The sequence below is a fragment of the gamma proteobacterium symbiont of Scutellera amethystina genome (assembly GCF_059730845.1).
The window spans coordinates 45,884-66,849 of record NZ_AP035937.1 but is presented as its reverse complement, the minus strand read 5'-3'; the positions used below and the strand labels follow the sequence as shown (position 1 = coordinate 66,849).

Sequence of the window (20,966 nt, the reverse complement as noted above, 5' to 3'; positions counted from 1 at the left end):
AGAATTATTTTCAGAAAGTCTCATCATCAAACCACTCCAGCGGACCGCCTGCCAGCCGATAGCTTTTACTGAAGTTATCCTTTGACTTCTCTTTGTAAGAGGGCTCAGCGAAATGTTTTTCATAAACTTCAATCAATCTTTTATTTCTGGTCGCGTTGAATCTTTTCCTGACGTCATGTGCTTCCAGCACATGTATATCATAGCGTTGCCTTATCGAATTGTTTTCACGAAATTTCTCTAACGACAGCTGACTGTCCTCGCCCAGCTTTCCTGTGGTCCAGAATTCAACATGAATATCCGCTCCCGGCTTCTCCTGTTTTGCGTAATTAATAAATACAGGTACCTGGCCCCCTATCCAGTGTTGAACGTCTTTATGCCTGACAACGGAATAGGGTTTATAGCCTTTGCATTCAATGAATCTGACCTCCTGATAGCCCTTTGCAATGAACACATCGCTATCTGCTTTTTTTCCGTCAGCAGACCGGACAAGCTTCCCTACCTCAACGGTTCCCTCATGTTTCACCACTTCCGCAACAAGATATTCGAAGAGGGCTCCCTGCAGCTGTGCAGCTGCGCCCTGAACATGCGTCAGCGCAACCATGATAGAGTCTATTTCTTCCAGATTTGCACTGGCGCCCGCAAAGTAATAAGAGAGAAAACGCGTCAGTTCTCGCAGTGATTCTGCAAAATCTTCACCGAACAGATTTTCAGGTGTAGCGGGGATAATGCCTTCCTTTTTCAACGCCTGAAACGCATCGTCATCAAACTGACTGGCAGCAAGCATAAAAAGAATTTTACCGATGTTTTTCATGCTCCTGAGAGACTTACATTTGGCGATAAAGGGCTGAACCTGCGCCAGGGTGAGCCTGGTTCCCAGCAGAACGTCACAGGCAAAAAAACCGGGTTTGTTTGCGCTGTTACCCTGCGTCAACAGGGGAGACAGATAGCTGGGTCCCGTGAAGTCGAACAGATAGTTTGAGACAGCAGGCGCTTTTCCTTCTTCATCCTGCCTCGTCCTGGCCAGGTTATAGCTGATCATATTCAGGTTCTTACTCCACTGAACCAGCGTTGCGATAAAAACACTTTCCGTCACCAGACGCGCGTGTACTTGTCTTGAAACTGAGTCGTAACGCCTTTCTTCTTTTTCTCTGAGCGCTATGCACTCTCCAATGCCAGGAAGAAAAATTTCAGTGCACAAGCCGATGTTCACCAGCCTCTGCCATACAACACTGAATGAAATTTTTTTCTTCATGGCAACAGGTGAGCCGCTTGCGGCACCGAAATCCCGCCTCGGAATAATTCCACCTCTGGCCAGAAGGGCACTCAGTGCCAGGCCCAGGGCTGACCCGCTCTTTATCAGAGCTTCAGTCAGTGCATGCCAGAATTTATCGCTGCCATAGGTATCGCTGAGGTAAACAAACTGCTCCCGCTTGGGGAAAAGGTTCTTGATGCTGCTTATTTCTCCGGCAAGGACCGCCCGCGAGATAACCTTTCTCGCACTTTCCGCCGAGATGTTTTTGTTTTGGATCAGCAATTCTGCCAGCGTTGAGCTCAGGCAGGGGCCTTTGTTTTTTAACAGGGAGGAGAGTTTCATTGTCACCTTGTCACACTGCGCTATTAATAAATACAAACATAACATGGCGAACTCTTCTTTAAAAAAGGAAGAGTAATAATCTTTTATTATCATTAGCTTATAATTATATTTCCGCCGATTGAAATTTAATTTGTCTCTGAAACATAAAAATAGAATTTTATTCTGATTATTTTTCACTCGCAATGCGCACCCATGCACCGGCGTTAACCTAAACGCAAATTGTCAAAGTAAACAAAATGAGACATTATGTGCACACATGAAAAATAATGAACTCATTACGAGGCTAACCTGTGCAAAAACTTCAGGCACGTAATATCCCGGACGACCTTTACGAGCGAGTAGCAACTGCGGCGGCACACAACGACCGTTCGCTGGAAGGTGAAGTACGCCATACCCTCTCAATGGCATATCCGGCAGAGGGCAGCAATGTACTTTCTCTGCGCCAGCAGTGGCAGCAGGACACGGCACTGCGCCTGCGCCAGCTCGTCGCACAGCTGCAGGCAGACGACTTCTGGCAATTCCGCGGGCCGGGCTCGCCCGTTCAGCTGGCCCGCCTCGTGGGGGAGGAGTCACCGGCGCGCTTTTTCGACTGGATGGACGGACTGGCCGTGCTGCCATATGAGGCAGCCGAGCGCATCGCCGGCTTTACGGGCTGCAGCGCGGACTGGCTTATCGAGGGCCGGACTGACCCGTTCCCGGTGGCCGACATAGGCAATCCGGTGGACTACGAGCACTTTTTCTGCCCAGAGGGGCGGGGAGACTGGCGCTTTTATCTGCTCCGGTTTGCGGACGGTCAGCTGCTCTGTATCCGCCACGACCGTAGCGCATCTACCTGGTCAGCTGGCTACATGGGAGGACGTTTCTTTCTGCAGAACGGTATGGGTGGCGGCGGTATGGGCAACCTGAAGAGGTTCCTGCAGTTCCTCAAGGCCCGCAGGCTAAACCTGAAGGCGGACAGCTTTGATCGCGCTGAAGAAAGCCATGATACCGGACTGCATCATCCCTGCTACTACGCACGTAATTCCGCACTGGCACAGACCGAATGGCTGACAGAGCTGTTAGAGGGCAGGCTGCCCGAACGCTGGGCTTCAGACGCTTCGGAACTGCTCTATATGCTCGATGAGGTACGGAGTACAACGTCCGTCAGTACGGACAGTGAAGAACATTTGTCTTCCTGAAGCAGACTCGTTTATCAGAGGCTGCATATGCGGCACAACCTTAATTCACACGGTATTACAGGACAGTACATCATGTTTGTCACACACCATTACGCTGGGTCTGCCGGCGCCCCAGCCTGTCTGAACTGAAGGAAATCATAGTGAAAAAGCCAACGCCGGTACCTCACGATGCAGCCTTTAAAGCCTTCCTGACGCATCCCGAAACGGCCCGTGACTTTATCGAGCTGCACCTGCCGCCGGCGCTGCGCGCCGTCTGCGACCTCAGCACCCTGAAACTTGAGTCCGGCAGCTTCGTGGAAGAGAGCCTGCGCGCCTACTACAGTGACGTGCTATACAGCCTGAAAACCACCGCCGGCGACGGCTACATCCACGTGCTTATTGAGCATCAGTCAACGCCCGATCGGCACATGGCCTTCCGGCTGATGCGCTACGCCGTGGCCGCGATGCAGCGCCATCTTGACGCCGGCCATAAAAAACTGCCGCTGGTCATCCCGGTGCTGTTCTATACAGGACGGCGCAGCCCGTACCCGTACTCCACCGACTGGCTGCAGGAATTTGACGATCCGGCGCTGGCCGGTCGCCTCTACGGGGGGCCGTTCCCGCTGGTCGACGTCACCGTCATTCCGGACGAGGAGATCATGAACCACCGCAGCATGGCGGCGCTGACGCTGCTGCAGAAGCACATACACCGGCGCGACCTGGCCGATCTGCTGGACCGTCTTGCCGCCACTCTGCTGGCCGGTCACCTGACGGGACAGCAGCTGGTTTCGCTGATAAACTACCTCGTACAGGCGGGCGAAACTGACGACGCCGAAGCCTTTGTACGCAACCTGGCGCAGAGAGTGCCGCAGCATGAGGACGAACTGATGACGATTGCACAGCAGCTGGAGCAGAAGGGGCGGGAGAAAGGGCGCATGGAAGGAAAAATGGAGGTCGCCCGTAATCTGCTTGCAAAAGGTATTCCGCTTGAATCCGTGAGGGAGCTTACCGGGCTGTCAGACGACGATCTCAAAAAAATTCGCCACTGATTCGCAGATAAAGGAAATTTATGTCCACTGCACTGTATAAATTACTCGACGATGGCGCTCAGATGCTGTCATCCTTTCTGCCGGCAGAACTACGCACGCTGCTGAATGCCGGTGCTCAGCTGTTCAGCCCCCTGATTGAAAAAAACCTGATGGGAGAGCCGTTAGGGTGGCTCCTTTTAGCGGCAGTATGGGTTCAAGGCCTGGTAATGATAGGCGTGATAATGGGTTCCGCTACCCCATCCATTAAGAAGCAGTAAGAGCCCTTATACCGGGCTCCTTTCCTGCTGTTCGTCTCTTTTGGACACTCAGCGGGCAGGCAAGCCAGCCCATCCTGTTTAAACCTCAGCGCGACACGCGTCTTTGCCCGATTGCTGCAGGGGCGCACCTGAAACCAGCGCCATCATCGTAAACAGCATACACAGCACGACGATCAGCTCTACGCTGGTCAGCAGCACGTCGGTCATACCGTAAAGCAGGCATGCAAGAGCGGCCACGGTGATGGGGTTAAAAAAGCCCCAGGCGGTTGCACTGCCCACAACGGAAATCCAGTAAAAACACGCCAGCACTACGACGCCGGTAATGCCGAAAACGGAGGCATACTGGATAAATTCGTTATGCAGGTGAACGTCCAGATAAGTAATCGCAAAAGAGTCCGGATTCCCGTGTGTATCCAGCCAGCGGACAATCCAGGCGTTACGGGCCGGCTGCGTCTGCCCGAAAGGATGGTGTTCAAACGCCAGCAGCCCCGTCTTCCACATCGTGAAACGTGACCCCAGCGACGTATGATCATCATTGTTCTGATAGCTGCGGATTTCACTGAGCGTAACCGATGCTCGTGCCTCAATGACGCTGTAATTGGCCACCAGTGCGCCGGCGATCGCAAGCCCCGCCAGGGCAACTGCCGCTTTGCTGCGCGTCAGCCAGAAAAAGCGCGTGGCCAGAACTGCAATCAGCAGGGTATGGATGGCCATAGCGGCGCGCGTTTCGGTCAGCCCCACCACATACAGCGACAACGCTGCAAGGACCACGAACAGAACGCTGCGCAGCTTTACGTTCCTCAGCTGCAGCAGGGTGGTCATCAGCGCCAGCGTCGTGACGGAGTAGGCATAGGCGGTGAGCGTAGCCCTGTTGATACCCAGCAGGATCCTGTCATGCGTCATGGCACCCTGAACGATGCCGTAAAACGTCGCGGCCGTTACGCCAGTGGCTACCGAAGCCAGCGCAAGCCTGGAAAGCAGGCGCCGGGGAAGGATGTTTTCGCGCCAGACGTGCGTCAGGTAACACAGGATAAAGAACGCCAGCAACATGCGTTTGCCGGCGGTAAGCAGCAATGCGCCCCCGGCTGCGCCACTGATATCAGACAGTACTGACCAGCCTGTAAAAACGATCCCCAGGGCGAAGAACGTCAGCGGAAGCGGATTTCTGAGCAGCCTCTGCCGGCGGACCGCCGCTTCATAAATCACGCCGGCCGCGGAGACGTAGCCGCACCAGTAAAAAATGACGCGCGCCGCTTTTTCATCCAGAAATACCAACGGGAAAACCAGAATGCCGAGGGTAAACGCAGCAACTGCCAGGTTTCGCCTGACGCCGCCTTTTCTCAGTGTATCCGTCATCATTGCGCGCGCGCCTGTTCGATGGAGAGGAACTTACGGACGAAAATCCGCCACAGCGTATTGCGCAGCTTCACCATAAACGGGCGGTGCTTCTTGATAAGCCTGATAACGCCGGCACGGTTAGCTTCGACCTCACGGCGGCGCGAAACCTCCTCCTCACTGAACCAGATCGTTGACGTGGTACTCAGTTCTGAATGCAATCCGACGGGCGGAACGACGGCTTTGAGCTGGATAACGCCGTACTCACGCAGCAGGGTCCAGCGATCGGCCTCAAGCCAGATAGGAAACAGGAATTCGGCCAGGCTGACGGCCGCCCGGTGATTGATGATGTAAGAGTGAGTGAAGACGGCTTCGGTTACCTTTACCACGCTGTGAGACTTGCTGATCACACCTGAGCGGCGGCGGTGATGCTTGTTGGTCTCGCTCAGAAGCACGACTTCTGGACGTCTCCCCGGCGAGGCTTCATACCACGCCAGAACTTCAGGCAGCGCCGCGGTCAGTTCAACGTCATCCTCGAGGATAAGCGCGCAGGGGATGTTTTCATCCGCAATTTTTTTATAGATGTAGTAATGACTGAGCGAACAGCCGATTTCTCCTGGTGTCATCCCGGAAGCATACAGCGGGTGCGTAAGAGCCGCCGTTTCTTCCGCTGTCAGAAGCCGCCCGTCCGTTGCGCTGACGACCTCCGCATCCAGGTTCAGGTTGCGGCACTGCTGCAGGATGTGCTCGCGACGAACAACGTCTTTATCCAGGTTTACGATAAATATTTTCATTTTTTCGGGCGCATTCCGTTAATTATTCGAAAAGATGCGACCATTTTAAAATAGAGTGAAATCCAAAAGAACAACTAATAAGATTATTCTGTTTTATAAATATCTGTTTTTCGTCTACGCACGAATTTTTCCACTAATGAAGCCTCTTTAGCTGATCAAAGGCGAAATTTGTCAGGCTGAAAATACCAGTCAACCTGTTCATTTTTAAAGCGCTACTTAATCATCACTGAAGAGTTGAGACAGATCGGATTTAACCTTATTACAGCCGTCTGGCCCGGAGCGAGCTGACTGAGACAGGGGACACGCGGGAGAAATGCCCGCGATTCAGAGCAGAGTGACGAATTATTTACTTTATGAATGACTGGAACATATTTCACCCGAACCGCAAGGGCGCATGAGCCGCCGGAAAGATTTCCTGTACTCGGTGTCGCCCTTTCCAGAGAGGGCTCTGACGCTACGCTATGCGGCCAGCCTCAGCGATGAGTGTATATAGCTGATGGTCCTGCCCGTCGGCCGCCTCACGACGCCAGCCCGAACGCTGCAGCAGCTTATCCAGCGCCACCAGGTCGCCGGTGATGCGCGCCGGCAGGGGACTACGCTGCCGTCCGTGCTCGTCAAAGCCGGTTTCGAGTGCGCTGCGCCTGAGGTAAACACCGGACACGGACGGGCTGAGCCGCAGCTGCCGGCGGCCGCTCCATTCGTTTTCTGACAGCACCATATAAATCCAGCCGGTAAGCTTCACGGCGTGCAGGGCGTGCTGAAGCCGGTACAGGTCGTTCTGCGCCTGCAGGTGGCCGTTTCCGGCGCGCCAGAGATACTCCAGCTTGCCGGGCAGGTCGGCGCGCAGGCCCTTCTCCCGCCCCTGCTTCAGCAGCCAGCTGATGTCGCTGGCCATCTCCCTGGGAAAGCGGCGCTGTTTTTCGGCGGTGGCCAGCCAGCGGGTCAGAAACAGGTTGTCCTGTGCGGGTGAGGTTACGAGCCCGTCACGGCGGGCGGTATGCAGCGCAATCAGTCCGCACCATGCCAGGTGACTGACGTTAAGATTGTCTTTATTCATCGGCTTTACCATGATGCCGGGCCACAGAATCTGATGGCCCTTTTTGCCGGCATTTTATGACATCATCAGGCCTCAGAAAACCCGGCAAATCCGGCAGGTTGTTCAGCTGTCCGGGCTGATCTCATCGGGATTTCCCCGCAGCTGTTCAATGGCGAAAATCAGGGACGGATTGCAGTCTGCATTTTTGTCGATACAGGCTTCTGCGAGCGTGACCAACTCCTGAATCAGCTGCTCCCGATTTGTTTCTTTTCCCCGGTCAGCCAGACTCAGGCAGATCATACCGGTGATCCGGCACGCCTCCCAGTAAGTGGATTTCATCAGTTCCTGATCTTCAGCACCAGTCATAACCTGTCTCCCGTACTGTTTTATAGGGGGCAGTTTTCGCTTCATCTGCCGTTAGCGCAGACTATATAAGCCTGAAAGTAGCACCAATGATGATTGCAGCGAAGGCATCTTTGCTGAAACAGGCCTGGCTGGCGAGCAGTGCGCAGCCTGCCCCTGAATGCCGCGTCAGCGGCATGGAGGCGCCATAAAACGCTAAGGACGGCTCAGATGCCAGCTGGCGCCGTTAGCCCGGCGTAGCCGGTTACAGGGCTTATGGTGGCGAAAGCCCAACCCCTCCCTGTCAGACGCCGTTTAAGCAGCGGCCTTTCAGGCGCGCATTAGCCTGATGGTCGTAGACGAAAGATAGAAACCGCAGGCCTCAGTCTTAAAGCAGCTCCATTTTCTAGTTACATCATCCATCTATAAAGCGACTCTGTTCCGGCCCTGCGGGCCGGGGCGGCGGCGCTTTTCAGGGTGGGTTTCGCTCGGGGTTAAGGTGAATGTTTTGTTTATGGCCAGAAAACACTTTTTCTGCAGCTGCTTGTCGCACGGTGATGTTAAGCCCGCCTTCAGGCGGGAGCTACCTGAGACGCGTAGCGGCTAATCCGAACCGGCGCGGACGTAAGTCCGCTGCAAGGGCGGTCGTATTTCACCTGTCCACAGGACGGGTGTCGAATAGGTTTTATATTTAAAAGTAAGTAATAACAGTTCTTTAAAAGAAAGGAGTTCAGGTTTTTAAACGGATCATCGCGGTTTGTAAAAATCCCGTTCAGTGGTTAAAAGCCTGTCCGGGTAGAAGATAATTTACTTACCCTCTCGTAGTTAATGTGGATAACTCAGAATTGCACCGCTGCGCGATGGCGGTCAGCGGAACGGGTGAATTTCTGTGCGCCCGATCGCAGAAAATCAGCCGGTGTAAGCGACTGATTTGGACGATATTTATTCAGGAATTTTTCAGCAGACGTGCGAAGGCCTCCGGCGCAAACCGGATAGCTGTAACAGGGGCAGGAAGGTGGTCAGGATGGCCAGAAAGGCCGGATTTCAGGCAGGGCAAAGCCGGCGCTGTGCGCCAGATGATTCAGCCGGGTATCAGCAGCCGTCAGGTTGTGACCAGCAGATCGTCAGACAGCCTCGCATAATGGCCACGCGAGAGCTTCATGCGTTCCGTAACGCGGCGATCTATCTCCGCTCGCACCGCATCGAGCCCGCCAAAGAAACGCCCTTTACGGATTTCTTTCTGGATCTGCAGGCGAACCAGCTGCTCGATATCTTTCCGGGTACGTGGCGCATCTTTCCGGGCGCGATGACGCTTCATGCCGTGTTCACGGCGCGACTTCTGGTATTCGCGGAAGCGTTCGCGCACAAATGCCCAGGCGGCACTGATAAGTTCGTCGGCGCCGGCGCGCGGCAGACCTTTCTTCTCGCGCTGACGGTTTTCCCACTCGATGCGGCTGCGGCGGGCAGCGGTGACCGCCTCCTCGGAGACGTCAAGCACCTGCCACATCAGCGGCGTAAAGGTGATGTCGGTCGGGATATTGCAGCCGATCTCTTTATCGTATTCGGTGTTGTAGGTGAGGAGTTTCAGCTGGGCCATGAACTGCACGGCGCCGGTAAATCGGGTGATCGAGAGACGTTTCTTCTCGGTGGCCAGCCCGCAGCGGATGCTCATGGTCGTGAGCGAAGCGCCCACGCGGTTGGCCAGCGGATTAAAGTAGTGGCAAAGCGCCTGCAGTGAGGCTTCCAGGGCCCGCATGCGCAGCTCCGGCGGGCGGCGCTTGCGCTCACCCCGGGCGATAGACATCGCAACGAGCGTCTGAAACTCCATGCGCCGCGTAAAGCCGGCCGCTTTTTCACGGATTTTTTCGCAGAACGGCAGCGTTTTTTTGCCTTTTTCCGGAATGAATTCCGGATTCGGATTTTTTACCTGCCGGTAAAATGATGTGCTTTCAGTAAGTTGCTCAGCCACGCCTTCCTGCGCTTATGTTGCACAGAAGGAGTGAGCTCAGAAGGTATTGCAGTTTTCCGGGCATGAAACTATACTCCCCGCATAGAGCAACAGCTTCTATGCAGAATAAGTGGGCCCCGTTAGTCTTCTCCTGAGTCGCCAAACCTAGGAAGATTATCGGGGTTTCGTTTTTTCTGGCCTTAACTAATCAGTTAGCACCAGTCCTCTGCCACCTTTCGGCGTGGCCCGCCAGAATTCTTTACGGTTTGCAATCTATCACTTCAACTGACATACGACAAGAAAGTAATACCATTACCTATTGATCGTTGTCATTAAACGCTTTTTGTAAAAGACGCTCGATGTACTCAGCCTGAGTTACGCCTTCCTTTTCACACTCAATCAAAAGCCTGTCTTTAATCGGATTTCGCACGAAGATCTTGAGCTCTTTGTGCGTCAGCTTTTTTCTGGCCACAGCTGCCTGCTGCTTTTCAGACGCGCTTAAAGGGTTACCTTTACGATAAGGGCGTTTAGATCCTGACGAGGAAGTGACTGCGTTAACTGACTGCGACATCTCTGCCTCCTCCACTAAATTCAGAGAGAATTTGGCAGAGAATACTACAGATCTCTTAAATCAGCGACTTAACTTTGTGCAGAGGTGTGAGATACGTTGGCGCGCATCTCACCTGGAAGCGAAGAAAATCTTATTTCTGCTGGTCAATAGGATGATTGCCAGTCTTTACCACCGTCCCACCGTGACTGCCAGTGCGCCAGGTAGGTCTGCGCCAGTGCCGGTACGCCGCGCACAACCAGCGCGTTCTCGGAGTTCGATTCCGCCGCGCTGCGGGTGTAATTGAACGAGCCCGTTTCCACGTTCTGCCCGTCGGTCACGATCACCTTGTCGTGCATAATTTTGTACTGCCCGTTGGTGCGCAGCGGAATGCCGGCGTTGGCCAGCACGTTCAGTGCCGCCTGGCTGGCTTTGCTGCGGTTTCCTTTGTCGTCAACCACCACCCTGACGTCAACGCCGCGCCGCCTTGCGGCAACCAGCGCCCTGACCACCTCCGGAGAGGTGAAGCTGTAGCCCATCAGGCGGATACTCTCCCGGGCGCTGTCCAGCGTGCGCAGGACCAGCTGCTGCGCGCTGCCTTCCGGTGAAAATCCGACGTCAATGGCCGGCGCGTCCGCTGACGCTGCGGCTGAAAAAGTCAGGCACATCGCCACCGCGATCGCCGCTGAAGTAAGTTTCATCGTTGTTCTCTTTTCCGTGCCGGCGCGCTGCCGGCAGTATGCATGAATGGGAATAAAGCAGGAAAGGTAGCCGGACGCGGTCAGGTCCGCTCTCCCGCTGCCGGCGCAGACCTGAGCTGCACGTAATTCAGCGCGGCTTCGTCAATGGCCTCCCGTGAAGCCCCCATGAGGCGCGGGCTGCGCAGGCGTACCCTGTATCCCCTGCCGCGTGCCGGCAGGCTGGCCATTACCATGCGCCAGAGGATGGCTGAACGCACTGCAGCTGCAGGCGATCGCTTCCAGCTGAACGCACATTCAAGGTCAAATTCACAGACTGCAGCCAGCGCCGGGTCGGTCAGCACCAGCAGGCTGGTATCCTGCGCGCCCGGCGGCGCGTCGAGCACCTGCAGAATGTGCTGCACCCGGTCGGCCCGCACGTAGCTGCGTCGCTGGCGGTAGGGCATGGTCGCCAGCAGCCGGGCTTCCGAAGGCGGATTTACCTCCATAAAGCGGTTGATGCGCACCGCCTCCTTGGTGAACTTGTCGGCGTCGGCGATATAGAGCGAGCTGCCGCGGACCACCTGCCCCCGGAACAGGGTGACGTTTTCGCCCTCCTGCAGCGCCTGCACCTCCTCAACGTCGACCTTTTTCTTTTCGCTCACCTGCAGGCGCGGATCGTCGTTCAGGCCGCTGCCGATGATGCTCCCCGTCTGTACCAGCGCGCTCATGTGCGCGCGGTATTCGGTACCGGCCATCAGCTGCAGGATTTCCAGCGTGTCTTTCGGATCCATGATTTTGCCGGTGATGCGCACCCCCATGTTGGCGATAAGCGTCCACACCGCGTCGCCCGCGGCCGTCTTCAGGCGCTGCACCTCCTGCCCGGCCAGCAGCAGGCAGTAGCCCAGCGAGCGGATCTGCGTGGCCAGCTCGCCCAGCTTTTCGCTGTAGCCGGCGCCCACCTCATCGATGATCCAGAGCAGCGGAAACCGGTCCTTAAATTTCCGCACCTTCATGTTTTCCTCCGGCCGCCCTTCCAGCTTCTCACCGAGGTCCTGGCTTAAAATCATGGCCAGCTGCGACTGGTAGAGCCGGCCCAGCGTGCTGCTCTCCGTCGCGGAGAGCTCAAGCGCCGGCACCAGAACAATAAGGATGCGGTCGTTGTGCACCACGTCGCGCAGGTCGATGTCGCCCGCGTCGCGCGCAAACACGTGGCCGTACGTGTCGTTAAACAGGCTCAGCATGCGCGTGTACTGCTGCATCAGGTAGCCGTGCTGGCGGTTCGCCTCCGGATCCCATTCGGACGGCGTGGCCACCTTGTCCAGGTCGAAGCCGGCCAGCGTGCTGAGATAGTTCTCCAGCGCCACGCGGATTTCCTCGTGCCACTGCTCCTCAACCGCCTGCACGTAGAGCCCGGCAATTTTACGCAGCGGAAGGTGTGACTGGATGGTCCGCTGCGACATCACCGTGCCCTCGCGCCGGCACTTATAGACCAGCGCGGTCACCAGCGCCTGGTTCATGGAGCGCGCCTTTTCCTGCCAGTCGCCGCCGCTGCTGCCGGTTTTCGGCAGCATCGAGTCCATCAGGTTGATGGTGTAAGTTTCCTGCGCGATGCCGAACACGTTGGTGGTATTGGTCTGCGGCCGCCCCTTCACGTCTTCCAGCAGCTCCTGCGCCCGCGAGCGCCCGCCGGTGATGAAGTTCATCATCCGCAGGTCGTCCTCGCGGCCGAAGCGGCGGGCCATGGACATCATGCCGAGCGCCACGTCGTTCTGCGCCTTGTGGTCGGAGAAAATGACGCCCTTGCCCCAGCACAGCGCGTTGAACACCCAGCCCAGCAGCGTCTCCGTTTTACCTGCACCGGTGGTGCCGAACATCAGCACGTGACGCGTCAGGTCGTCCATCGAGAGCCAGAGCTCGCGCCCGGCGTCCCTGCCGCGCAGATAGCCGGCGTACAGGATGCCGGCCGCACGGCTGGTATGAATGCGCACGGTGGCCACCGGCAGAAAGCCCAGCACCTTCGCCGGCACCCTGCGCTCGGTCGACGGATCCTCCCGGTTCATGTCGGCCGGCATGCGCATCGGCATCTTCCAGCGGCCGGCGGGCGCCACGACCAGCGACCAGAACAGCACCACCGGCAGGCTCAGCAAAAGCGTTGCAGGCCAGACGATGCCGGCACCCACGGCGCCCGCCATCCCCCAGGCGAGTGTGCCGGTCTCGCTCAGCACGTCGATTACCCACGAACGCCCCGCGTGCCGGTTGACGCGCGCGCTGTCGAGCGCAGCGTTACTGTCGGTCATGGCCACCTCCGTTTAAAAAGTCCGTGAGCGCCGCCGGCGAGCTCAGCACGCCCTGCGGCACGTAGCGCCCGTCGTCCGAAATCGTCCACGGCGTGCCCGGCAGACGATACGCCCGGAAAGCCACCTCGTTGACGCCGATTGCCCCGCGCGCCGTCTCGGCCTGCGCGTCATCCGCTGCGGCAGGCGCACGCGGTACGGCGCCCGGCACGCCCATGCCGGCATCCGCGGCGAACAGTTGCTTCCAGGCGGCTGCGCGCTGATCTTCCGGCAGCATCATGACCGGAGTCAGCTTCTGCAGCGACGCCTCCCGCCCCTCAATGGTGACCGGGAAAATCACCACGTTAACCATGCCCGCGGCCGTTTCATAATGGTGCTCCATGCGCCGGCAGTTAGGACACTCCGGATCGGCGAAAACATAGAGGGTGCGCGCGTGCCCGGAAGACAGCGGCACGGTGAAGAGTGCGCGTGATGCCGCGCTGCGGAGTTTTGCCGGCAGCTCTGCGCGCACGTTCAGCGGCAGGTTCCAGCCGTCGTCAGGATAGGTGGCCGGCGGCTGCGGCTGTGCGGGAGCCTGACTGCCGGTGCGCCCGCCCTCACCGTCTGACGCTAGCATGGCCGGCGCAGGCGCGGCGGGAGGCGCAGCAACCGGCGCCCGAACAGACGGGACAGAAAGCGGCGCATTCGCCTTCGCCAGCTGCCCGCTCCCTCCCGGCATGATCAGGCTATGGATAATGACAGGCACGCTGAGCAGTATCCCCGTCAGGAACAGCGCCGCAGCGGCATAGCCGTACTTCCGGTGTCTGCGGCTGCGCAGACGTGTAGTCTCTGCAGAAGTCAGCAGCCGCTTTAAGCAGCCGAGCAGCTGCGCGGCGTCGCTGCCGTGATACAGGGGCGTCAGGGCGTCGTGCGCGTTCTGTGCATAAAGCCCGTCGCCGTGCATCACAAACCACGGCATCTTCCGGAGAGTACAGACAAACAGCATGGTCAGGCCGCGCCCTGTCAGCGCGCCTTCGTCAGTACTGATGCGCTGGACACTCAGCAGCTCGCCGGTGAGTTCAGCCACGAACGGGCCTTCTGTGCGTGAAACGGTCATAGTCATATCCTTGTCTCAGCGCGCGCCGGCGCCGTCAGTAAATTCGTCTTCGCCCTCACCGGGCAGATAAAGTGCGTCAGGGAACGGCATTTCGCGCTGCGGTTTCGCGCGTTTTGGCCGGACGTCGCGCGGGTATACGAGCCCCAGCGACTCCAGCTCCAGCTGCAGCCCGTCGACAGCCTCGCCGGTCATCAGTGGCGGGCACGGCAGGCCGAGCCGGGCGGCCAGCTGCTCCGCGCGTGCCTGCGCGACGATGCCCGCGCCTTCGACAAACACCTTGGCGGTGTCGGCGGTGTGCAGCCCGTACCACAGCGTGCGGTCGCAGCCTTTCAGCCAGCGGAACCGTGCGGGCGGAAGGCGCAGGTCGCGGCCGTAAAGTCCGGCCAGCGCGGAGCGTACCGTGCGGTGCGTCTTCAGCCATTCGCTCACGCCCGGGCTGGCCATCACGCGCGCCATGTGCTTTTCTGCAACCCGCCAGTCGGGCACCGTGCGGAATTCGGGCGCCCGGAATGGCCGGCGGATGACGCACGAGCGGTTCAGGTCATCCAGCAGCGTGGTGGCCGCCTTACGGTCTCCGGAGAAGACCTGCAGGCCAAAGATGGCCAGCAGCGCGCGCTCGTGCGGCAGCCACTGATCCGGGGGCATCATCGCCGGGCCGGTCTGCGCGTCGAACAGGGCCGTCGCTGCGGCGCGGTCAAGCACCCGGCGCTTAATCAGCCCGTGCACGTCGGCAAACTCCTCCGGCTTCTGCGCCCAGGCGTTTTCCGGCGTGGTGTCGTTCATCAGGCCGTCCCCGCGGTGCCCGGACAGCACCGGTATCACCGAAGGGGCAAAGGTGGCCATCACGCGGGGCAGTGAATGAATGTCGATCGCGCGCCGGCTGCGAAAGCCCAGCGCCGGGTGACGCGCCAGCGCCCAGCTGGTCACGACGACCAGGGGCAGCATGGGCACAAACAGGATGCCGGCCGTGTGGTTCATGACGTCGCGCCATTCGCTGAATGCCACCGAATCCGCACCGTTGCTGGTCGAGGCCAGCAGGTTGATGCGCTCGGCGGCGTAGCGGTGAATGTGGGGAAAGTCGGCTAAGCGCCACAGCCAGTAGAGGGACCAGCAGCTCCAGCGCACGAAGTCGGCGAAAAAGAGCCAGCAGAGCAGGAGCACCAGCCCACAGGTAAGCAACATCATTGCCGACTCGTTACTGCCGGCGGCGTTCGGGTGATAGGTATTCATGTAAGCGTTTCCGGAAGCGGAGACGGACGCGGGAGCCCGCCGGACTGCAGATAAGAAAACACCGGCGCGGTGGCCGGTGTCAGGGGAAAAGCGTCAGGATGTCAGGAGTAATCAGTTGCTGGCCTGAGGAACCACCACGTCGTGTTCAAACTCAACGAAACGGCTCTGGATACTCACGTGCAGTGGCCATGGCTCCTGGGGGAACGATTCAGGGTAGCTGTTGTGGCTCATCGCACCGAGCGTATCAAACAGCTCCTTAGTCACCGTCGGATGCGCGTTAACGCTCAGCACAGGTACCTCAGGATTTTTGGTGTTGATCCGCAGCGTACTGCCTTCCAGCTCGCGTTCCTTCCAGTCGCGCATGGTGAGACCGATAACGTCGACGACGCCTTTTTTCACCATGTGGATGTACAGAATGTTGCCGGATTTAATATCGATGCCCAGGTATTTACCCTGCCCCGCATCCATCATCTGATGCTGCTTCAGCGGACTGAATCGATCGTCGCTTGTGAGAAGTGCGACCATTTTAGAAAGCTTTTGCCGCTTATTGGTTATTACAAGCCTTCTATATCCTAAAGGCACAAGGATCGAAAGCCACAATAGTGATAATAGAAAATAGTCTGTGCCATATAGAGAGTGGGACGAACTCCCCAGGGAAACAAGAGCTGTTAACGCTGCAATTAATAGCGCACATGGTAGGTATAAAAAGTAATAGGCTGTTTTAATGATTGCCCGAATAAAATCAGACCAATTATCATGCCGTTGAACGGTTTTCATGGCATCCTCCTGCCGCTTTTCCTCTGATTAAATTATACGCAGGGCTGTAAATAAAGCCAGGTATATTTATTTCACACCGTCTTTATTTGACCCCTCAGGATTAGTAACTTTCTGAAGCCCTGGGGTCCTTCTGGCTCCCCCACCTGCAGATGCAAGCATCCCTTTGACGTCATCAACCAGTCCGCCCATGATGCCGGCCATACCTGCCCCGCCCAGGAACGTGATCACGTAATCAGCCAGCATAGCCTGCAGGCCAAACACGCGTGTCACCCCGAAGGTCGCTATGCGGGCATAAATCAACAGCCACCCCGCCATTACAAACACCCCTATGATTGAATCGGCGTTTGCGTTAGCCAGCGCGGTACCAAACAGCAGGTTCAGTATTGTCCCGCCTGCCATAACGGCAACCGAGGCAAAAAAGAACCCTAGCACCATCAACGATGGGCGCAGCATCATATCAATAAGGAAGATGTAGCCGTACGCGCTGCGGCTTCCTTTATCTTCCTCGGCCCCCAGGTGAGTCGCAGACCACATCGGACCCGCTGCACACCCAACCATGACGCTGACCAGCCAGTTAAATACCCCAACCATCCAGTACAGGAAGGGGACTGCCGGCAGAAAGACTGCTAGAGAAAAACCTACTGCAAGTAAGAGTAATAAGAGAAAGTAAAATGGAGGTGACAGTTCTGTCAGGACATCCTTAACAACGCCAGGAAGATTAACAAAAGTAAATTTGCCAATGGTTCCCAAAAGTGAGTTATCAGCAGTTGAAGCAGCAGCTAAAGCTAACGTGTAAGTAGTTAGCGCACTTTGAGCAGTAAAGAGCGTCCAGTTCCCTATTGTTTGCATCTTAATTAATGGATTCACCTGGCTTGAGAAATCAGCCTCTGTTCCAATTTTTCCAGTAGCTAAAGCATTTGTTAAGCGCTGCATTGGGCTTCTGAAAAAACCAACAAAAATAGCATCAGGGTCTGTGGCACTTAGCGCCGCACCATCATCTTTCGCCGTCTGTGTACCCAGCGGCGCCGTGTAAGTGCTGTTCTGCACCTGAGACCGGTAGGCCGAAAACACCTGGTGATACAGGTCGCCGGTGCCGGTTTCGCCGTGCATGCTCGTGCCTGACGTGACCGGCGATGCGTTGGCCACTTCATTCGTTTTGCTGTTGGCCGTCGCAAAGGTGTTGTACCAGGCGCCCAGCGAAATCCAGCCATAAGCCTTAAGCTGCGTGGTCAGCTGGCTCTGCAGCGAGTCTTTGTAGTTGAGCTGGTTCAGCGCGTTATTGACCGTGGTTTCATACGCGGCCGCCGCGTTCTGAATGGTGGTTTCCGGATCGATGAGCGTGCCGCTGTCCTGGTCGCGCTTACTCAGGTACGCATCAACGTACGCCTGCGCCGCCGCGTCCAGCGTGGACTGCATCGTGTCCAGCGCGCTGCGCGAGGCGGCCGTCACGCTGGCGGTGTTCACGGCGGAGCCGAACAGGCTGTCCATCACGCCTTCTGACGTCTCAGGAATGCGGGCGCTGCCACAGACCGCGCTGCCGTTGCCCGTGGTGTAGTCGCCGTTCCCGCCCTTCGTCTGCATCAGCGCCGTTCGCGCCTGTCCGTCCTGATACAGCGATGACAGCTCCCGGTTCGTGGCGTACTTGCACAGGTTCATCTCAAACACCGCGCGCGCCGCCGAGCGCGTGGAGGGCGCCGTGGGCTGCACGACCAGCGACATGCCGCTGCTTATCATGTCGGCCGCCGTGTCCGTGAACAGGTTCGCGCTGCCGATACCCATGGTGGACGCCGCCCACAGCATTATCAGCTGCGACAGCGACCAGCCTGACGCGGTGGGGATGAGCGTCATAAAGCCGGCAAAGCTCATGACGGGATGCAGCCAGGTGCGGCCCTGGCTGAACACCTTGCCGTCCTGCCCGCCCTTAAACAGGGTTTTCAGCGTGACGGTAAGGAACCATACCAGCGCCACGGTGCACAGTACGCCGTTCAGCAGCGCGAACAGCGAGCCGATAAGCGTGGCCTGACCGGGCTGGAACGGCGTGATCACCACGTCCCCGAATATCATCACCAGCGCCTGCCGGGACAGGTCGCTGGTCTTGCTGGCGGCGTCGCTGATGGTCTGGTAGTCCACGCCGTCGGCAAATGCCGGGCAGGACGCGGCGCACAGCAGCGCCGCCGCCTGAATTTTTGTCAGTAGCTTCATGATTAACCTGCGGATCAGGATTAGCGGATGGAAACGCGTGAAAGCCGCCTGTGCGGCCGGTTTAAGGGGTGTTTCAGCGATCGGAAACGCGCACCGGCGTTAAATGCGCCGCCCGGGAAGGCGACGCAGGAAGCCTGTTATTTAACGAACTGCCAGACGTGCGCCGGCACGCGATCGAACAGTTTTCCGGCGGCGAGCTCCGCCTTGCGGTGGTCCCATGCCTGCGTCATGGCGTAGATTTCTGCCGGTTCGCCGGTATAGCTCAGGTGCTCATACAGCTGGTCCAGCTTGTCAGGAGAATGGATGCGGCGGAACTTGAACAGCCAGTCGGTTCGGGTCATGGGATTCTCATCCTTAAGGCAGAAAGGGATACGGGATATTCCTGATAGTCATTCACTTTTTTTCAGCGCGCTGCGATAACGCTGTGCAAACTGCGCGACGGCGGCCGGCTCAAAGAGCAGCTGGCCATGATCGCTTTTTTCCGCAGCCGGCGGCGCAACCCCCCGGAGTTTTTTCCCGGTTTTTACCGCCTGCCACAGCGCCAGCGGCGCGATGCCGGCTTCTTCTGCAGCGGCATCGAGCGCGACCAGCGGCGCACCGGACGGCGCCGGCGCGGGTTCAGGCGTCCGCGCGCGCCAGCTGACCGCAAACGCCATCGCCTCTGCGTGGTCAAACATCACGGCCGCGCCGCGCACCTGCCGCCGGCGGGGCAGCGGCATGCCGTCGAGAAGGCCGCCGGTGCGGGCCGCGTGAAGCAGCTCGCCGGGCAGGACGCCCAGCAGTTCCGCAAACACATCAAGTCGCATGTACATCCTGTTTCCTCCTGCCGGCGCCGGCCGGCATTCACTGTAGTCAGAAAGTCAGCGTGCCGCAAAGGATATGGATCAGCACGCCCGCCCCGAACAGCACCGCGGTCACGCCGGCAGGCAGCAGCACGGACAGAAGCGCCATCCTGCCGAACAGCCGCAGCACGGCAGCCTCCATGGCCTGCGCCATTGCCTCATCACACAAGGACTGCAGTCCGGCAATGGCGGCGTCCAGCGGCGACAGCGCGTCAGCGCCGGCCCCCGCCACACGCAGTGAATGCCGCGCCCTGCGCAGCTGCTTCAGCGCACTGAGACAGAGTCCGGTCGCCTCCCCGGCCTCCCGCGCGTGGCTGGCACGCCGCGCGCTGTGCACCAGGTGCATGATGGTTTCGCGTCGCTCGCCCAGCACGGTGTCGTCAAGAAGGGTGCACAGCCCGATAAGCTGCTGCTCCCGCCGGAGTTCCCGCATCTTATTTCCCCCCGAACAGACCGCCGCTTAACACGACGCGGCGCCAGCGCGTCTCCTGCAGAAACGCCTGAAAACTGCCGTTCTCTGACGCCGAGACCCGCTTTTCCGTGAGCTGCCACAGCCGGTAGCTCACCCCGAGCGCCTGCACGAAGCCGGTGGCCGCCAGCAGTAACAGCACGCACATCACGATGCCCACGCGCAGCCAGCCGGTACCGCTGATGCTGCTGCCGGCGGCGATGAGCATCAGCAGAAAGCCCGCCACCGGCAGGCCGGTCAGCCACATCAGCCCCCACCAGATCCAGCGGCTGATGCGCAGGTTACGCGCCAGCCGTTCAGGCGTCAGGCCGCTGTCTGCGACCGCCTGCGCCCAGCTCGCGGGGCGGTAGTCGCCCGCGCCGCGGCCCGCGGTCACCTCACGGAGGCGCTGCCACAGGCGTGAGACGTTTCTCCCCGCGTGGCGGCTCCAGCTGGACACCTCCCACGCCGGCAGGAAGATATTCAGGGCAATCCAGCCCGCGCGCTTCGCCATACGGCGGCCGGTCGCAGCGCCGCCCTGCGGGGCGGCGGCATCATTATCTTTCACAAGGCATCTCCTTCTGCGGTCAGAATGGGTTCAATGAGCGGGAGCGTCACATGATGAAGCGCTGCCAGTTGCTGCAGCGCGCGTGCGAGAAAACCGTATACCGACGTCAGATCGTCGCTTTCCATGCAGCGGATATCCGGCGTCAGGAAGATGACCTGCCCCGGCCGCAGTTTCAGCGTGCTGAGGCTGACCCCCGGCGCGCCCGTAAACGTCTCGGCTACGTGCGGGTGATGGTAAATGGCCATGCGGCTGCGGATGGCCGCGGCGGCGTCACCGGCGCCGTCATGCGTGAGCAGCTCACGCGCGGCCTGAAGGGACGGATGATAAGGGTACTGTCGGCCCCAGCGCGCCAGGGCAATCCACAGATCGTCCGCCCACAGCTGTCCGGCCAGCGCGCCGAGCCCGGCGGCGTCGCCGCTGAAGTGCCCCGTGTCATCTGCAAACCCGATGACGCAGGCCATCAGGCGCCGGGTCAGGTCACTGTAGCTCTCCGCCGGGAACAGCGCGGCGGCCACCGCAGCGGCGCCGTCCGCCGCGTTAACGTGCCGCAGCGCATCCAGCACGTTCCAGACGTCGCCCTCCTGCGTCTGCCCCGGGGCAAGGCGCCACGCCTGCCATAGCCGTGACCAGCGCGGCGTATTCCAGAAGGCCGCCCACATTTCGCCGCAGGGATCCAGCACCAGAACCGGGCCGGTGCCGGCGTCCAGCAGTGAAGAAAGTGCGCCGGCGTCCGGCGCGAAGGTACCGCTTGTTGTCATGAAATTCTCCCG

The 20,966-nt window shown here is 58.6% G+C and carries 22 protein-coding genes; 3 read left to right on the top strand and 19 right to left on the bottom strand.

What is annotated here, in order from left to right; translation table 11 throughout:
- Positions 1–10: 10 nt before the first annotated feature.
- Positions 11–1,594: a hypothetical protein gene (locus tag AC6I79_RS23715; protein ID WP_498027912.1), complete on the bottom strand. Its 1,584-nt coding sequence runs from the start codon at positions 1,592–1,594 to the stop codon at positions 11–13.
- 290 nt (positions 1,595–1,884) lie between these two features.
- Here AC6I79_RS23715 and AC6I79_RS23710 point away from each other — a divergent pair, with 290 nt between their 5' ends.
- From AC6I79_RS23710 to AC6I79_RS23700, 3 genes are all read left to right on the top strand, one after another.
- Positions 1,885–2,772: a FitA-like ribbon-helix-helix domain-containing protein gene (locus AC6I79_RS23710; RefSeq protein WP_498027911.1), complete on the top strand. Its 888-nt coding sequence runs from the start codon at positions 1,885–1,887 to the stop codon at positions 2,770–2,772.
- Between the two features lie 137 nt (positions 2,773–2,909).
- Positions 2,910–3,800, top strand: coding sequence for an Rpn family recombination-promoting nuclease/putative transposase (locus tag AC6I79_RS23705; protein WP_336702981.1), 891 nt, complete (start codon positions 2,910–2,912; stop codon positions 3,798–3,800).
- A 20-nt stretch (positions 3,801–3,820) separates the two neighbouring features.
- On the top strand, positions 3,821–4,057 hold the full coding sequence (locus AC6I79_RS23700) for a hypothetical protein (RefSeq protein WP_336733215.1): 237 nt from the start codon (positions 3,821–3,823) through the stop codon (positions 4,055–4,057).
- A 78-nt stretch (positions 4,058–4,135) separates the two neighbouring features.
- Here the strand turns inward: AC6I79_RS23700 and AC6I79_RS23695 are convergent, their stop codons facing one another.
- The 18 genes from AC6I79_RS23695 to AC6I79_RS23610 form a co-directional block, all read right to left on the bottom strand.
- A complete protein-coding gene (locus AC6I79_RS23695) occupies positions 4,136–5,416 on the bottom strand; it encodes an O-antigen ligase family protein (RefSeq protein ID WP_336733217.1) in 1,281 nt (426 codons plus the stop codon).
- Positions 5,413–6,186, bottom strand: a complete 774-nt coding sequence (locus AC6I79_RS23690) for a glycosyltransferase family 25 protein (RefSeq protein WP_336703154.1) — start codon at positions 6,184–6,186, stop codon at positions 5,413–5,415. The genes AC6I79_RS23695 and AC6I79_RS23690 overlap by 4 nt, the downstream gene beginning before the upstream one ends.
- Before the next feature lie 454 nt (positions 6,187–6,640).
- Positions 6,641–7,243: a DUF2913 family protein gene (locus AC6I79_RS23685; RefSeq protein WP_336703152.1), complete on the bottom strand. Its 603-nt coding sequence runs from the start codon at positions 7,241–7,243 to the stop codon at positions 6,641–6,643.
- 102 nt (positions 7,244–7,345) lie between these two features.
- Positions 7,346–7,588 carry a hypothetical protein gene (locus tag AC6I79_RS23680; RefSeq protein WP_498027910.1) on the bottom strand — a complete coding sequence of 81 codons (243 nt, stop codon included), beginning with the start codon at positions 7,586–7,588 and terminating at the stop codon, positions 7,346–7,348.
- A gap of 1,078 nt (positions 7,589–8,666) precedes the next feature.
- Positions 8,667–9,533: a plasmid replication initiator RepA gene (gene repA / locus AC6I79_RS23675; RefSeq protein WP_498027909.1), complete on the bottom strand. Its 867-nt coding sequence runs from the start codon at positions 9,531–9,533 to the stop codon at positions 8,667–8,669.
- On the bottom strand, positions 9,526–9,597 hold the full coding sequence (gene tap / locus AC6I79_RS23670) for a RepA leader peptide Tap (RefSeq protein ID WP_374710434.1): 72 nt from the start codon (positions 9,595–9,597) through the stop codon (positions 9,526–9,528). Before tap ends, repA begins: the two co-directional genes overlap by 8 nt.
- 231 nt (positions 9,598–9,828) lie before the next feature.
- A complete protein-coding gene (locus AC6I79_RS23665) occupies positions 9,829–10,083 on the bottom strand; it encodes a replication regulatory protein RepA (protein WP_498027908.1) in 255 nt (84 codons plus the stop codon).
- Between the two features lie 143 nt (positions 10,084–10,226).
- Complete coding sequence (locus AC6I79_RS23660) at positions 10,227–10,760, bottom strand: phospholipase D family nuclease (protein WP_021507991.1); 534 nt, start codon at positions 10,758–10,760, stop codon at positions 10,227–10,229.
- 80 nt (positions 10,761–10,840) lie between these two features.
- Positions 10,841–13,036 (bottom strand): F-type conjugative transfer protein TrbC, encoded by a 2,196-nt coding sequence (trbC, locus tag AC6I79_RS23655; RefSeq protein ID WP_498027907.1) that lies wholly within the window; start codon positions 13,034–13,036, stop codon positions 10,841–10,843.
- Positions 13,023–14,129 (bottom strand): thioredoxin fold domain-containing protein, encoded by a 1,107-nt coding sequence (locus AC6I79_RS23650; RefSeq protein ID WP_498027906.1) that lies wholly within the window; start codon positions 14,127–14,129, stop codon positions 13,023–13,025. Before AC6I79_RS23650 ends, trbC begins: the two co-directional genes overlap by 14 nt.
- 15 nt (positions 14,130–14,144) lie before the next feature.
- Positions 14,145–15,359, bottom strand: coding sequence for a secretion/conjugation apparatus DotM-related subunit (locus tag AC6I79_RS23645; protein WP_498027905.1), 1,215 nt, complete (start codon positions 15,357–15,359; stop codon positions 14,145–14,147).
- 111 nt (positions 15,360–15,470) lie between these two features.
- Positions 15,471–16,136: a plasmid IncI1-type surface exclusion protein ExcA gene (excA, locus tag AC6I79_RS23640; RefSeq protein WP_498027904.1), complete on the bottom strand. Its 666-nt coding sequence runs from the start codon at positions 16,134–16,136 to the stop codon at positions 15,471–15,473.
- 66 nt (positions 16,137–16,202) lie between these two features.
- Entirely contained in the window at positions 16,203–18,338 is a 2,136-nt protein-coding gene (locus tag AC6I79_RS23635) for a DotA/TraY family protein (protein ID WP_058776619.1), read from the bottom strand.
- A gap of 137 nt (positions 18,339–18,475) precedes the next feature.
- The gene (locus AC6I79_RS23630; protein WP_021508678.1) at positions 18,476–18,679 is read right to left on the bottom strand and encodes an Hha/YmoA family nucleoid-associated regulatory protein; all 204 of its coding nucleotides are present in this window, start codon (positions 18,677–18,679) and stop codon (positions 18,476–18,478) included.
- Between the two features lie 48 nt (positions 18,680–18,727).
- Complete coding sequence (locus AC6I79_RS23625; RefSeq protein ID WP_058776621.1) at positions 18,728–19,150, bottom strand: hypothetical protein; 423 nt, start codon at positions 19,148–19,150, stop codon at positions 18,728–18,730.
- A gap of 40 nt (positions 19,151–19,190) precedes the next feature.
- Positions 19,191–19,613, bottom strand: coding sequence for a hypothetical protein (locus AC6I79_RS23620; RefSeq protein ID WP_498027903.1), 423 nt, complete (start codon positions 19,611–19,613; stop codon positions 19,191–19,193).
- 1 nt (position 19,614) lies between these two features.
- Positions 19,615–20,196, bottom strand: coding sequence for a conjugal transfer protein TraX (gene traX / locus AC6I79_RS23615; RefSeq protein ID WP_058776623.1), 582 nt, complete (start codon positions 20,194–20,196; stop codon positions 19,615–19,617).
- Positions 20,193–20,954 (bottom strand): prepilin peptidase-dependent protein, encoded by a 762-nt coding sequence (locus tag AC6I79_RS23610; RefSeq protein ID WP_498027902.1) that lies wholly within the window; start codon positions 20,952–20,954, stop codon positions 20,193–20,195. Before AC6I79_RS23610 ends, traX begins: the two co-directional genes overlap by 4 nt.
- Positions 20,955–20,966: the final 12 nt, after the last annotated feature.